Here is a 13,156-nt window from a genome sequence, read left to right on the forward strand (position 1 = left end):
GAGAGAGGTCTTCATATGAGCAGCAACAAGGACAGCGACGACATCCGGCAGTACCTGCCGGATCTTGAGAGCATCCGGCGCGAGGCGGATCCGGCGGTGGCGGAGCGGAAGCTGCAGCAGGCGCTGAACAACCCGGAACTGGACCGGGCGCTGTCCGAGATGCAGCAGCAGAAGCCGACGGGGCAGCCGCTGTTCCAGTTCCCGGTGGTGCCGGCGCTGGCCAGGGGGCAGGCGGTGGCGCCGGGCGCGGTGGTCCCGCAGCACGGAGCGGCGGCGCCGCGCGGCGCAGGGCCGCCGCCGCTGCCGCACGGAGCGGCGGTGCCGCAAGGAGCGATGACCTCGCAGCACGGCGCGATCACCCCGCAGCACGGAGCGGCGGTGCCGCTGTACGGTGGCGCGGCGGCGGCGGCGCCGCACGGAGCGGCGGTGCCGCGTGGTGCCGTGGTTCCGCAGAGCGTGGCGGCGCCGCAGGGCGGCGCGATGGCGCCGAGCCAGTGGGCGGACCGAGGGCTGCCGCCGATCGACAAGGCGCTGCTGCCGTCGTCGTTGCTGCCGGTCACGCCGCCGCCCGTGGCGACACCGGATCCGCCGGCCGGCGCGCAGGCGACACCAGGGAGGCGGCGGGGGATGCCGTGGTGGGTGATCGCGCTGCTCGCCGTGCTGGCGCTGAGCATGCCGTTCGTGACGCTGGCGATCATGAGGCGACAGACGCCGGGGAACGAGAAGGAGCCAGCGCCGCCGTCGAGCGGGGCACCCGCGAGGAGCACGCAGGCGCCGCCGGAAGCCTCGGAGCTGTTGCCGCCGTCAGCGCCGGCACCGCCGGAGGAGGTCAAGCCAAGCCTCGACGATGTGGCGACCGGGAGCGGTCCGCCGGCGCCTGCGCTGCCGGCACCTGCGCGGCCGGCGCGTGCGGCGCCGCGACTGCCGCAGGCGCCGGTGACGCCGCTGCCGGCCGAGAAGCCGCTCGACCAAGATTGGATGCAGTGAACCCGAGTGGAGCCGTGATGATGAATTGCCGAACCCTTGGTCTGTTGCTCACTGCGGCGACTGTGATCGCCGCCCCTGACCTCGCCGCCGCGCAGCCTGCGGCGCCGCAGGAAGCCTCTGCGAGCGCCGATGCGGCGAGGCGCGCCGACACGCTCGTCCAGAAGGCGGGCCGCCTCTACTCGGACGGGAAGTACGAAGAAGCGGAGGAGATACTGCTGTCAGCGTGGGAGCTGAACCCGACGTTCGACGTGGCGTACAACCTCGGGAACACGGAGCACAAGCTGAAGAAGCACAGGGAAGCGGCGCAGTACCTCTCGTTCGCGCTGAGACACTGGCCACTGCTCAAGACGGTAGCGAAGCTGAAGCCGACAGCGGAGCAGCGGCTGGCGGAGTCGCGAGCGCAGGTGGGCGCGGTGACGGTGACAGTCGGTGTGGCGGGAGCGGAGGTGCTGGTCGACGGCAAGGCCGTGGGCAGGGCGCCGGTGGAAGGAGAGGTGTTCGTAGAGCCGGGCGAGCACCGCGTGGAGGCGAGGCTGGAGGGGTATGCGCCGGCGAGCCAGACGGTGAGTGTGCCTAAGGGAGGGACGGCGGAGGTGAGGCTGCCGATGACGATGGCGAAGAGCGATGTGAAGGAGGCGGCGCCGGTCGCGAACGGGATCGAAGGGGGGAGCGCGGCGACCGGTGCGCCTGTGGCGGAGCAGCCGCGCACGCCGTCGGAAACGCAGCGACAGCGGCCGCTAGAGAGGAGCTGGGTGCCAGTGATCGCGCTGGGTGCGGCCAGCGTGGTGGGGCTCGGCGTGGGGGTGGGGACGACGGTTGCGTCGAACAGTGCGAACTCGGAAGCTCGCGCTCAACAGGACGCGATCTTCACGGCGGGCGGCGGGTGCTTGGCATCACCGTCCTTCGCAGGACAATGCGCCGAGCTTCATCGCAAAGGTGAGCGCGCCGGTCGCCTGGGGGACATCGCGCTGGGGAGCTACATTGCGTCGGGCGTGCTCGCAGCCGCCGCGGTGACGTATGCCCTATGGCCAGGGGAAAGTGCGGAGAAAGCGACAGCACTGTTTGTGTTTCCGGAGCCGCGCGTCGATGGTGTCGGCTTTGTAATGGTGAGCGCATGGTGAGCCGAGCCGGAGGACGATCGATGACAAGGGTTGGGCGAGTCCTGCTTGGATCAACTGCCGCTGCTGCGTTGGTGTCAAGTGGTTGCGATGGGCTTTGGTACCACATCGAGAACGACTGCGAGCTCATGCTCACCTGCGAGAAGTACCGGGGCAGGGGCAGCGAGGTCGTGCCGTCCGGGTGCGTCCCGAGCGAGATCGACGGCACCGTGGATGACGCGTGCGGCGTCTTTGTGGCTTCGACTGGTGACGACGGCAGTGCGGGGACCCAGGCCGAGCCCGTCGCAACGCTCGCCGAAGCGCTCCGGCGCGCTGTCGAGAAGGGCGCGGGGGTCTACGCGTGCGCCGAAACGTTCAAGGAAGCAGTCGAATTCCCGGCTGGTACCAAGCTCTTCGGCGGGCTCGACTGCGCGAACGGGTGGCGCTGGATCGGCGAGACGGCGAAGACGGTCGTGACGCCCGGCGAGGAGGCAATCGCGCTGAAGGTGATGCGAGGCGAGGGGGCGGTGAGGATCGAGGACGTCTCGGTGCGCGCGGCGGATGCGCAGGCGCAGGGAGCGTCGTCGATCGCGATCCTGGTCGATGGTGCGGAGGCGGAGCTTGTGCGGTGCGAGCTGATCGCCGGCAACGGAGCGGACGGCGCGGAGGGAGAGGATGCGCCGAGCGAGGTGCCGGCGCAGGCGCCCCCGGGGAACGCCGGAAGAGATGCGTGCAGCGATCTTGATGGCACGCCCGGACCAGACGTGACTCTGTCCGGCGGCGCCCAAGTGGTCAACGAGTGCGGCGGGGAATTGTCGATCGGGGGCAGCGGCGGTGATGGCAATGCAACTAACGGAGGCGGCGGCGACGTTGGCCAAGTTGGGGTCGAGGGGCAAGGTGGTGCCGGAGAACCAGCGACGATGAGCCTTAGCTGGAGTTGCGGGGTGACGCCTGGCGACGCGAGCAAGGGGGGCGGCAATGCGGGCGCGAACGGCCCTCCCGGCGAAGCCGGTGTCGCCGCAAGCGGCCTCGGCACGCTGAGCTCGTCTGGCTACGCGGGCGTGAGCGGCGGCGTCGGTGGAACTGGCACACCCGGGCAAGGCGGCGGCGGAGGAGGGGGTGCGAGAGGCGGCGCGGCGATCTGCCCCGGCAGCTTGCAAGGTGCCGGAGCGAGCGGGGGCAGCGGTGGATCTGGCGGCTGCGGCGGGTTGCCGGGGCAAGGAGGTGGAGCCGGCGGGGCGAGCATTGCGCTGGCGAGTGTGGAGGGGAAGGTGACGCTGAAGGACTGCGTGCTGAAGGCGCGCAACGGAGGCAAGGGAGGCGCCGGCGGCGACCTTCAACCGGGCGGAGCCGGCGGCGTTGGCGGCGTTGGCGGCATGGGCGTCGGCGGCTCGAAGAACGCGTGCGACGGAGGGAAGGGAGGCCAGGGAGGCAACGGTGGCCCGGGAGGAGGGGGCCTCGGCGGGCCGTCGCTAGCGATCGCGTACCGAGGCGAGGGGGTGAAGCAGCAGGGGCAGACGACGCTGACACCCGGCACGGAAGGGGCGGGGGGACCCGGCGGAAGCAGCAACGTTGCGGAGAATGCGGGCGCCGACGGCGTAACGGCGGCGGAGCAGGAGTTTCCGTGAGCGCGCGGTGAGGTAGCGGGCGGCGTCGTCGAGAGCGCCGCCCGCGCCGCCGAGGGAGAAGATGGTGGTCGTAGGAGACGAGATCGCAGGGGAGAGGTGCCATCCCCGGGTGGCGTGCATGGCGGGAGCAAGGGGCGCTGGATGTCTGGCAAAGGCAAGGGCTGTGGAAAGTGAGGATACCCGTGCGATTCTGTGACAATTCCTAATGGATGACTGTAAACCAGTGAAAGGGTATCGATTTCTGGAAGAAACGCTTGGCGAGCTCTTCTAACATCGGCAGAATCGGCGCTGCCCGATCCGATGGAGCCCGCCTGCCCATGCGCCGGAAGTCACGCGAAGATGACCTCCCTCCCTCTCGCAGGCGCCCCAGCCTGAGCGGGCTCGGGGAGTGGGAGCGGAAGTGGGTACGGAAGCTCGGCCTCGATGACATCCCGTGGGATCCAGAGCGGTGCTGCGAGCACTGCATCGCGAAGCGAGCGGTGCGCGAAGAGGCGGTGGAGGATCTCGCGCCACCGTCGGGGGCCCGACCGAAGCTGTTGCGGAGCGCTGGCTGGGCGAAGACCCCACCCAGGGCGGGTGGTCGAAAAGCGCGGAGCGAGCGCAGCGGCAAGCTGAAGGTGCTGAAGCTCTTGCGCTCGCCGCGTGTCGAGCGCAAGGAATCATGAGCGCGTGAGCAAAGGCGCCGTCGCGAAGTGCCGGGGCGAGCGAGCAGACGTTGATGACCCAGGCGCGCTCACGACGCACGGGCGGGGGCGCCGTATGCTGGGCGACAGATCAGGATTGGGCGCACCGCGGGCGTGGCGCGCCCTGACTCGACTCGTCCCTGTGGCGAGCGTGCGAGGTGGAGGATGGTGTGCCCAACGCTCGCCATCGAGGCAGGAGCGGAAGCCCCTGTGTCGAGGCGCCGTATGAGCAGCGAGGAGAGCTTTGGTGCGTTGCCTTGTCTGGGGATGTTCCTGGTTTCTGGTAGGGTTGGCAGAGAGGTCGCCTCCCGTACTGCCATTGAGGTGGTGCATGCAGTTGCCGAGGCAGGCAGTGTGGACGGCATGTGTGCTGGTGAGATGACTGCGCCGCGGTGCTGGGACGAAGTGCGGCTGATGATGAGCCCGCGTCGGACAAGCCATTCCCGTCTGGAGGGCGCTTGCCCGGAGCCGGGACGGAGTGGCGTGGGAACGGATTTTGTCGGTGTACTGCTCGTGCCGGGAGCGGCGTACATGGCGCATCTTGGTGATATGCGCGTCTACCGATTCCGAGGCGGGAAGCTGGAGCGGCGAATGTATGAGAACGCCGCTGTTGACGGTGGAATGTTGGACAGATCCATCTCGCCGGATGCGCTGGCCATGTTAATCCAACACGCGAATGAAGCGACGCGCGCGCTCGGATGCGAGGCTGCGGTGGAAACCAAAGCCCAGGTCGAGAGCACCGAGCCAGGCGACATCTTTTTCGTGTGCTCGGGCGGTCTTTGGGGCTCGGTGCCGGAGCCCCGCATCTCCGGCATCCTTGCGGCGCAGCATGAGCTGCGGCTCGCGGCGAGCCTTCTGATGGACTGTGCTCATGAGCACGGCGAGCCCGATCAGGTGACATGCATCCTGGCGCGTGTCGGCGACCGCTGAGGGGTGGAAACCACGAGGAGGAGCGGTGTGCAAGCATGAGAGGGCAATGAGGCGGAGGCGGGGGACCCCTCCCGTCCCGCGCGTAGCGCGGGACCTGGGAGGGGCGGGCGGCGCGCAGGCGCGAAGCGCCGAGCACCGACCGGGGGTGGGCATCCTCGCTTGCTTGTTGTTGTTCTTCTTCGTGTTCTCTCTCCTGTGGCGCGGCGGCGCCACAGGGAGCGGCGATGCCTGGTGCCGTGGTTGCACGGAGCGCGGCGGCGCAGCAGGGGGCGATGGCGCCGAGCCAGTGGGCGGATCGAGCGCTGCCGCCGATCGACATCGACAAGGCGCTGCTGCCGTCGTCGTTGCTGCCGCTTACGCCGCCGCCGGTGGCGACGCCGAAGACGCCGGCCAGCGCGCAGGCGACCGCGAGGCGCCGTCCGTGGATGCCGACATGGCTGATGGTGTTGCTTGCGGTGCTCGCGGTGAGCATGCCGTTCGTGCTGGCGGCGCTCCTGTTGCGAGAGACGCCGCCGAGAGAGCAGGAGCCAGCGCCGCCGTCGAGCGGGGCACCGGCGCGGAGCGCGCTGGCGCCGCCGGTCGCCACGGAGGTCCCGCCGGCGGCCGCGCCGGCACCGCCGGAGGCGATCGAGCCAGGCCTTGAAGATACCCCGGCGGAGAGCGAACCGCCTGCGCCCGCGCCGCTGGCACCCGCGCGACCGGTGCGTGCGGCAGACTCGGCGCCGCCCGCGCCGGTCGCCCCAGTGCCGACCGAACGGCCGCTCGCCGATGACGTGATGGAGTGAAACCGCGTGGAGCCATGATGATGAACTGCCGATCGCTTGCTGTGTTGTTCACTGCCGCGACCCTGATCGCCGCCCCCGACATCGCCGTCGCGCAGCCTGCGGCGCCGCAGGAAGCGCCTGCCAGCGCCGCCGAAGCGGCGAAGCGCGCCGATGCATCGTACCGACAAGGCTTGCGCCTGTACTCGGACGGAAAGTACGCGGAGGCAGAGGCGGCGCTCCAGTCGGCGTGGGAGCTGAACCCGACGTTCGACGTGGCGTACAACCTCGGGAACACGGAATACAAGCTGAAGAAGCACAGGGAAGCGGCGCAGTACCTCTCGTTCGCGCTGAGGCACTGGCCGTTGATGAAGGCGGCAGCGAAGCTGAAAGTGACGGCGGAGCAGAGGCTGGCGGAGTCGCGAGCGCAGGTGGGCGCTGTGAGGGTGACGGTGGGGGTGGCGGGAGCGGAGGTGCTGGTGGACGGCAAGGCCGTGGGCCGGGCGCCGCTGGAAGGAGAGGTGTTTGTCGATGCCGGCGAGCACCGTGTGGAGGCGAGGCTGGAGGGGTACGCGCCGGCGAACGAGACGGTGAAGGTGGCGAAGGGAGGGTCGGCGGAAGTGGCGCTGGCGATGGCGGCGGCAAAGAGCGATGCGCGGGAGGGCGCGCCGGTCGCGCAGGCGCCGGAGAGGGGGGCGCCGGGCGCGGGGGCTGGTGCGAGCGCGGCAGAGAAGCCGCCGGTAGCGCCGGTGGAGCCGGTGGAGCCGGCATCGCCGCCGCAACAGCGAAGCTGGGTGCCGATGATCGCGCTGGGCGCGGCGAGCGCCGTGGGGCTGGGGGTGGGGATCGGGACGACGGTTGCGTCGAATACTGCGAGCGATGACGCCCACAAGCAGAGCGCTGCGATCATTCAGGGCCGCGGACAGTGCGTGAAGCCGGAGTCGTCGTGGTCTGGACCATGCGAACAGGTCCGGAACGATGCATCGCGCGCCGACACGCTGGGGAACGTCGCACGCGTGGCGTTCATCGCGTCGGGCGCATTGGCGATCGCTACGGCAACGTACGTTCTCTGGCCGAAGCCGAAACCCTCTGCATACGCCACGGCGCTGCCCGTCGTGCATCCCGATGGAGCGGGCTTCGCAGTGACGGGGGCTTGGTGATGGACTTCCGGAAGGCAAGGCACATGCGGAACATGCGCAGAACATTCGGCGGGTTGGCGTTCGTCTTGGCGGTCGGCGGTTGCGATAGCTTCTGGAGCCATCTGGCGGAAGACTGCGAACTCCTGGTCACCTGTGATCATTTCTATCCATCAGGCACGGGAGGCGGCACGCCGAACCCTGCGTGCGAGGCGGACCCGACGCAGAACGCGGGCACGGTGATCGACGAGTGCGCAGTGTTCGCGAGCGCGAGCGCGACGCCTGGGGGAGACGGGACGAAGGCGAGTCCGTACGCGTCGCTCGGGGAAGCGGTCGCGAAGGCGAACGGCAAGCGGGTGCTGGCGTGCACGAGCGGGGCGTTCGCGGAGAGCGTGACGGTTGAGGCCGGGGTGGAGGTAATCGGGGGCTTCAATTGCGAGGCGGGGTGGACGTGGAGCGAGGGGGCGCGGAGCGCGATCGAAGCGCCTGCGAACCAGATCGCGCTCACGATGTCGGAGGCCGCGAGCGGAGCGAAGGTGCGGAGCTTCGCGATTCGCGCGGCGAGCGCGACGGTGGCGGGCGGATCGTCGATCGGGGTGGCGGTGGCGGACGTCGAAGCGGAACTGGCACAGGTGGACGTGATCGCGGGCGATGGGATGGCAGGCGAGAACGGGACAGCACCGACGGAAGCGCCCGTGGCGGGCGCGAGCGCGGAGGCGATGAGCGCGTCGGATGCGTGCGCGGCGACCAACCTGGTCATTGGCGGGACCGCGGGCGCGACGACGTGCGAGGACGGCGAGACGCGCGGCGGAGACGGTGGGACCGGGGGCATCACGGGGATAGAGGAGGGGAACGGAGAGCGCGGGGAGGACGGCGCACCGTTGCCGGAAGAAACCCCCGAGGAGTACGGGCTCGGTGGGGTTGGACAGACGGATGCAGCGGGCAACTGCCGGCGTGGAGAAGATGGTGCGTCCGGTGCGCCCGGTGCGCCCGGCCCCGCGAGCAACGACACGACGTTGACGCTCGCCGGGCTCAGCGGCGGAGACGGCGACCAAGGCATGACGGGCGGTCGTGGTCAAGGGGGCGGTGGCGGCGGCGGAGCCAAGGCGGGGATGTTCTGCTCGCTCAACTCGACTTTCGTCGATGGAGTGGGCGCGAGCGGCGGCGGCGGCGGCGCCGGTGGCTGCGGCGGCAGGGGTGGAGGCGGCGGTAAGGCCGGCGGGTCGAGCATCGGGATCGTGAGCCTGGGGACGAAGCTTGTGCTGACGGAGGTGACGGTCGAGGTGGGTACGGCGGGCAAGGGCGGAGGCGGAGTGGTCGGGCAGAACGGGGCCAATGGCGGCGCCGGCGCTGCAGGCGGCGCAGCGTCGGATAACCCCCCCTCGATCCCCGGCTGCAAGGGAGGCGACGGTGGCCGAGGCGGAGCCGGCGGCCCCGGCGGCGGCGGGCGAGGCGGGCATGCAGTGGGTATCGCCTATGTCGCGGCGCTGGGCGCGGCCGTGGAACTGGCAAACTTCATCGCAGGCACAGCCGGCGATGGCGGCAGCACGGCGCCGGGCGGGAACGCCGGCAAATCTGGTGAGAGCGGCGAATGCTGGGACTTCGCCGCCAATGCGAGCTGCGGGCAGTGAGTCACGTTGTGCTGTTGCGAGGTAATTCCGAAGCGTTCATCGGAATGCAATCGGCCGCAGAACGAGAGCGACGGTCCGTGAGCTGCTGAGCTGAAGGAGAGAACAAGAAATGAATGGACGCACCCCGCGCCGGGGTGGTAGGGACCGGTTTGTCGCGGAGACGCGGCACGGTGGGCTGCTCGGCGCTTACAACTTTTCCACCATGGTGTGGAATGCCCAAGGCGCGGGCGGACGGACCGTCGATCTGCTGCACCCATCTGCGTCGGGCCGCGATTGCGGATGTTATCCGACGGTCGCTGAAGGCAGCCCGGCAGCAGATCGCTTTTGGGATGTACGAGAGATGTCAGCCATGGCCGCGGCCGAGCGGACGCGCCGCAGCGCCGTCTGGGGAGCCGCCGGTGCTCAGGCGACCCCTCCCGTCCCGCGCTACGCGCGGGGCGTGGGAGGGGCGGACCGCGCGCAGGCCCGAAGGGCCGAGCACGGGCCGGGGGTGGGCAGCCATCTTCTCTCCGTGCTTCTGTTCTGCTTCTTCTTCACACCAGCGCGAGCTGCGTGGTGCGAGCAACGTAGCTCGTCGCTTTTCGTGGGGTCGAGGAAGCTCCTGGAGGTCGAAACGGCGCTTGAGTCGGCGTGGGAGCTGAACCCGACGTTCGACGTGGCGTACAACCTCGGGAACACGGAATACAAGCTGAAGAAGCACAGGGAAGCGGCGCAGTACCTCTCGTTCGCGCTGAGGCACTGGCCGTTGATGAAGGCGGCAGCGAAGCTGAAAGTGACGGCGGAGCAGAGGCTGGCGGAGTCGCGAGCGCAGGTGGGCGCTGTGAGGGTGACGGTGGGGGTGGCGGGAGCGGAGGTGCTGGTGGACGGCAAGGCCGTGGGCCGGGCGCCGCTGGAAGGAGAGGTGTTTGTCGATGCCGGCGAGCACCGTGTGGAGGCGAGGCTGGAGGGGTACGCGCCGGCGAACGAGACGGTGAAGGTGGCGAAGGGAGGGTCGGCGGAAGTGGCGCTGGCGATGGCGGCGGCGAAGAGCGAAGCGCGGGATGGCGCGCCGGTTGCGAGGGCGGCGGAGGGGAGCGCGCCCGGCGCGGGGACCGGGGCCGGCGCACCTGCGGCAGGGCTGGCGCCCGGGGCGCCGGTGGAACCACCACCTCGGCCGCAAGAGCGGAACTGGGTGCCGGTGATCGCGCTGGGGGCGGCGAGCGCGGTGGGGCTCGGCGTGGGGATCGGGATGACGGTGGCGTCGAACGATGCGAGCGCCGATGGGCGCGCGCAGGCAGATGCGATCCTCAAGGCCGGCGGTGGCTGCCCGGATGCGCCGCCCGCCTACGAACAAGCGTGCTCTGAGCTGCGGGAGACGGCATCGCGCGTCGACACGTTCGGACGTGCAGCCACCGTGGCCTACGCGGCGTCGGGCGTGCTGGCCATCGCAGCCGTGACCTACGCGCTGTGGCCGCGTTCGGCGACCGTGGCGTCGGGCAAGGTGCGTGCTCTGCCCGAAGCGCGTATCGGTTACGGAGGGATCACGGTGCAGGGGGCATGGTGAAGAGCCGATACGAGGATGCGATGAAGAAGAATCGATTGCGCTGGAAGCTGTGCTCCCTGGGGTTCGTCCTCTGCTCCGCCGGTTGCGATACGGTGTGGAGCAACGTCGCGGAGGACTGCGAGTTCACGCTCACGTGTGAGCACCACCGGGGGCTGTGGGAAGGTACGGGCGGCGGGATCCCGAACCCCGCGTGCGAGGCGGATCCGACAAAGGCTGCGAGCACGGTGAGCGACGAGTGCGCGGTGTTCGCGAGCGCGAGCGCGGAACCGGGCGGGGACGGGACGAAGGCGAAGCCGTACGCGTCGCTCGGGGAAGCGATCGCGAAGGCGAAGGGCAAGCGAGTGCTTGCGTGCGCGAGCGGGGCGTTCGCGGAGAGCGTGACGATCAAGGCGGAGCTGGCGATGATCGGGGGCTTCAACTGCGCGGCTGGGTGGACGTGGAGCGAACAGGCGCGGAGCGCGATCGAGGGACCGGCGGGCGCGGTGGCGCTCACGATGACGGAAGCCGCGAGCGGGGCGAAGGTGCGGAGCTTCAAGGTTCACGCGGCGAGCGCGACGGAGCCAGGCGGGTCGTCGATCGGCGTGGCGGTGGCGGACATCGAGGCGGAACTCGCGCAGGTGGACGTGAGCGCGGGCGATGGGATGGACGGCGCGAACGGCGAGACGCCGACGGAGGCGCCGCAGGCAGGAGCGAGCGCGTCGGAGGTGGTGTCCGAGGCGTGCAAGGTTGTCTACGGCGGCGAGCCCGGCGTGACGATGTGTCATGACGGCGAGACGCGCGGCGGCGCCGGTGGACTCGGCGGGACCACCGGTACCGACGAGGGCAATGGGCAGAAGGGTGCGGATGGTGCGCCGCTGCCGGAGCCGAACCCGAACAACAAGGGCCTCGGTGGCGTCGGTCAAACCGATGCGGCCGGTGAATGCGAAGTTGGGGAGAATGGCAAGAGCGGCGATCCCGGCGGTGCCGGCGAGGCCGGCAGCGACACGCAGCTGACGCTGAACCGCATCGCTGGCGGCGACGGCGGTAGCGGCACATCTGGGAAGCGAGGTCAAGGGGGAGGTGGCGGCGGAGGCGCGAAAGCAGGGCTGTTCTGCGGGCCCGTCGCGAACCCGCTGGATGGTCCCGGCGCCAGCGGTGGCGGAGGCGGAGCCGGCGGCTGCGGAGGCAAGGGCGGTGGTGGTGGGAAGGCGGGCGGGTCGAGCTTCGGGATCGTGAGCCTGGGGACGAAGCTGGTGCTGAGGGAGGTGACGGTCGAGGTGGGGACGGCGGGCAAGGGCGGAGACGGAGTAGTCGGACAGAACGGGGCCAATGGCGGCGCCGGTGCTGCAGGTGGCGCAGCGTCGGATAATCCCCCCTCGATCCCCGGCTGCAAGGGAGGCGACGGTGGCCGAGGCGGAGCCGGCGGCCCCGGCGGCGGCGGGCGAGGAGGCCACGCCGTAGGCATCGCGTATGCGGTGACACCGACCGATGCTCCGGTCGTGCAATTCAAACCAGGCACGGCCGGTGATGGCGGCAGCGCTGCGCCTGGCAGTCCCCCGGAGAGCGCCGGCGCGCCGGGGGCGAGCGGGGGCTGCTGGAACCTCACAACCGGCGAGAGCTGCGGACAATGAGCAGAGCGGTGAAGTTGTGTGGAAAATCCGAATGAGTCAACGGAATGCAATCTACTCGGGCCATGAGAGCTGCTGGCCGTGAGCTGCTGAGCTGAAACCGTGAGCTGCTGAGCTGAAGGAGAGAACAAGAAATGAATGGACGCACCCCGCGCCGGGGTGGTAGGGACCGTTTTGTCGCGAAAACGCGGCACGGTGGGCTGCTCGGCGCTTACAACTTCTCCACCATGGTGTGGAATGCCCAAGGCGCGGGCGGACGGACCGTCGATCTGCTGCACCCATCTGCGTCGGGCCGCGATTGCGGATGTTATCCGACGGTCGCTGAAGGCAGCCCGGCAGCAGATCGCTTTTGCTTCTTGCGAGAGTTGCCGGCGATGACCGAGGCCGGGTGGACGCGTTGTCGCGCGGTCACGAGAGCCGCCGGCGAGCAGGGGACCCCTCCCGTCCCGCGCGTAGCGCGGGGCGTGGGAGGGGCGGACCGCGCGCAGGCCCGCAGGGCCGAGCACGGGCCGGGGGTGGGCATCCTTGCATTGCTCTCTCTTCTCCTCTGCACCCCAGCGCGAACCGCGTGGTGCGAGCAAACGGCGCCGGGAGCAAAGGGAGGGTCGGCGGAAGTGGCGCTGGCGATGGCGGCGGCGAAGAGCGAAGCGCGAGAGGCCGCGCCGGTCGTGAGGGCGGCGGAGGGGAGCGCGTCGGGCGCGGGGGCCGGTGCGCCCGCGGCAGAGAAGCCGCCGGTAGCGCCGGTGGAGCCGATGGCGCCGCCGCAACAGCGAAGCTGGGTGCCGGTGATCGCGCTGGGGGCGGCGAGCGCGGTGGGGCTCGGCGTGGGGGTGGGGACGACGGTTGCGTCGAACAGTGCGAACTCGGAAGCACGCGCTCAACAGGACAAGATCTTCGCCGAAGGCGGCGGGTGCTTGGCATCCCCGTCGTTCGCAGGACAATGCGCTGAGCTTCATCGCGCAGGTGAGCGCGCTGGTCGCTTGGGCGATATCGCGCTGGGGAGCTACATTGCATCGGGTGTTGTACTCGCCACGGCCGCGCTGACGTATGCCCTGTGGCCAGGAAAAAATGCGGAGAAGGCGACCGCACTGCTTGTGCTTCCGGAGCCGTGCGTCGATGGTGTCGGCTTTGTGATGGTGAGCGCATGGTGAGC

At 70.1% G+C, this 13,156-nt stretch carries 10 protein-coding genes; all 10 read left to right on the forward strand.

The features are described from left to right. Positions 1 to 15 precede the first annotated feature (15 nt). The 10 genes from WME89_RS04395 to WME89_RS04440 all read left to right on the forward strand — a co-directional run bounded on the left by WME89_RS04395 (position 16) and on the right by WME89_RS04440 (position 13,154). The gene (locus tag WME89_RS04395) at positions 16 to 987 is read left to right on the forward strand and encodes a hypothetical protein (protein ID WP_438008004.1); all 972 of its coding nucleotides are present in this window, start codon (positions 16 to 18) and stop codon (positions 985 to 987) included. A 17-nt stretch (positions 988 to 1,004) separates the two neighbouring features. Beyond that, on the forward strand, positions 1,005 to 2,108 hold the full coding sequence (locus tag WME89_RS04400) for a PEGA domain-containing protein (RefSeq protein ID WP_438008005.1): 1,104 nt from the start codon (positions 1,005 to 1,007) through the stop codon (positions 2,106 to 2,108). Positions 2,109 to 2,233: 125 nt separating this feature from the next. Then, positions 2,234 to 3,712: a PGRS family protein gene (locus WME89_RS04405; protein ID WP_438008006.1), complete on the forward strand. Its 1,479-nt coding sequence runs from the start codon at positions 2,234 to 2,236 to the stop codon at positions 3,710 to 3,712. 908 nt (positions 3,713 to 4,620) lie between these two features. Then, positions 4,621 to 5,325, forward strand: a complete 705-nt coding sequence (locus WME89_RS04410; protein WP_438008007.1) for a PP2C family protein-serine/threonine phosphatase — start codon at positions 4,621 to 4,623, stop codon at positions 5,323 to 5,325. A gap of 236 nt (positions 5,326 to 5,561) precedes the next feature. Further along, complete coding sequence (locus WME89_RS04415; protein ID WP_438008008.1) at positions 5,562 to 6,110, forward strand: hypothetical protein; 549 nt, start codon at positions 5,562 to 5,564, stop codon at positions 6,108 to 6,110. A gap of 14 nt (positions 6,111 to 6,124) precedes the next feature. Next, positions 6,125 to 7,246 (forward strand): PEGA domain-containing protein, encoded by a 1,122-nt coding sequence (locus tag WME89_RS04420; protein ID WP_438008009.1) that lies wholly within the window; start codon positions 6,125 to 6,127, stop codon positions 7,244 to 7,246. 32 nt (positions 7,247 to 7,278) lie between these two features. Further along, complete coding sequence (locus WME89_RS04425; RefSeq protein ID WP_438008010.1) at positions 7,279 to 8,853, forward strand: hypothetical protein; 1,575 nt, start codon at positions 7,279 to 7,281, stop codon at positions 8,851 to 8,853. Positions 8,854 to 9,202: 349 nt separating this feature from the next. Continuing rightward, positions 9,203 to 10,396, forward strand: coding sequence for a PEGA domain-containing protein (locus WME89_RS04430; protein WP_438008011.1), 1,194 nt, complete (start codon positions 9,203 to 9,205; stop codon positions 10,394 to 10,396). A gap of 20 nt (positions 10,397 to 10,416) precedes the next feature. After that, positions 10,417 to 12,006 (forward strand): hypothetical protein, encoded by a 1,590-nt coding sequence (locus WME89_RS04435; protein WP_438008012.1) that lies wholly within the window; start codon positions 10,417 to 10,419, stop codon positions 12,004 to 12,006. A 611-nt stretch (positions 12,007 to 12,617) separates the two neighbouring features. Next, positions 12,618 to 13,154, forward strand: coding sequence for a hypothetical protein (locus WME89_RS04440; RefSeq protein ID WP_438008013.1), 537 nt, complete (start codon positions 12,618 to 12,620; stop codon positions 13,152 to 13,154). Positions 13,155 to 13,156 lie beyond the last annotated feature (2 nt).

The sequence above is a fragment of the Sorangium sp. So ce321 genome (genome assembly GCF_051530195.1).
Taxonomy (GTDB): Bacteria; Myxococcota_A; Polyangia; order Polyangiales; family Polyangiaceae; genus Sorangium.

Bases quoted from the DNA above. Each gene is read 5' to 3' on its own strand.
- WME89_RS04395 (WP_438008004.1), top strand. From the start codon at position 16: ATGAGCAGCAACAAGGACAGCGACGACATCCGGCAGTACCTGCCGGAT.
- WME89_RS04400 (WP_438008005.1), top strand. From the start codon at position 1,005: ATGATGAATTGCCGAACCCTTGGTCTGTTGCTCACTGCGGCGACTGTG.
- WME89_RS04405 (WP_438008006.1), top strand. From the start codon at position 2,234: ATGCTCACCTGCGAGAAGTACCGGGGCAGGGGCAGCGAGGTCGTGCCG.
- WME89_RS04410 (WP_438008007.1), top strand. From the start codon at position 4,621: ATGAGCAGCGAGGAGAGCTTTGGTGCGTTGCCTTGTCTGGGGATGTTC.
- WME89_RS04420 (WP_438008009.1), top strand. From the start codon at position 6,125: ATGATGATGAACTGCCGATCGCTTGCTGTGTTGTTCACTGCCGCGACC.
- WME89_RS04425 (WP_438008010.1), top strand. From the start codon at position 7,279: ATGCGCAGAACATTCGGCGGGTTGGCGTTCGTCTTGGCGGTCGGCGGT.
- WME89_RS04430 (WP_438008011.1), top strand. From the start codon at position 9,203: ATGGCCGCGGCCGAGCGGACGCGCCGCAGCGCCGTCTGGGGAGCCGCC.
- WME89_RS04435 (WP_438008012.1), top strand. From the start codon at position 10,417: ATGAAGAAGAATCGATTGCGCTGGAAGCTGTGCTCCCTGGGGTTCGTC.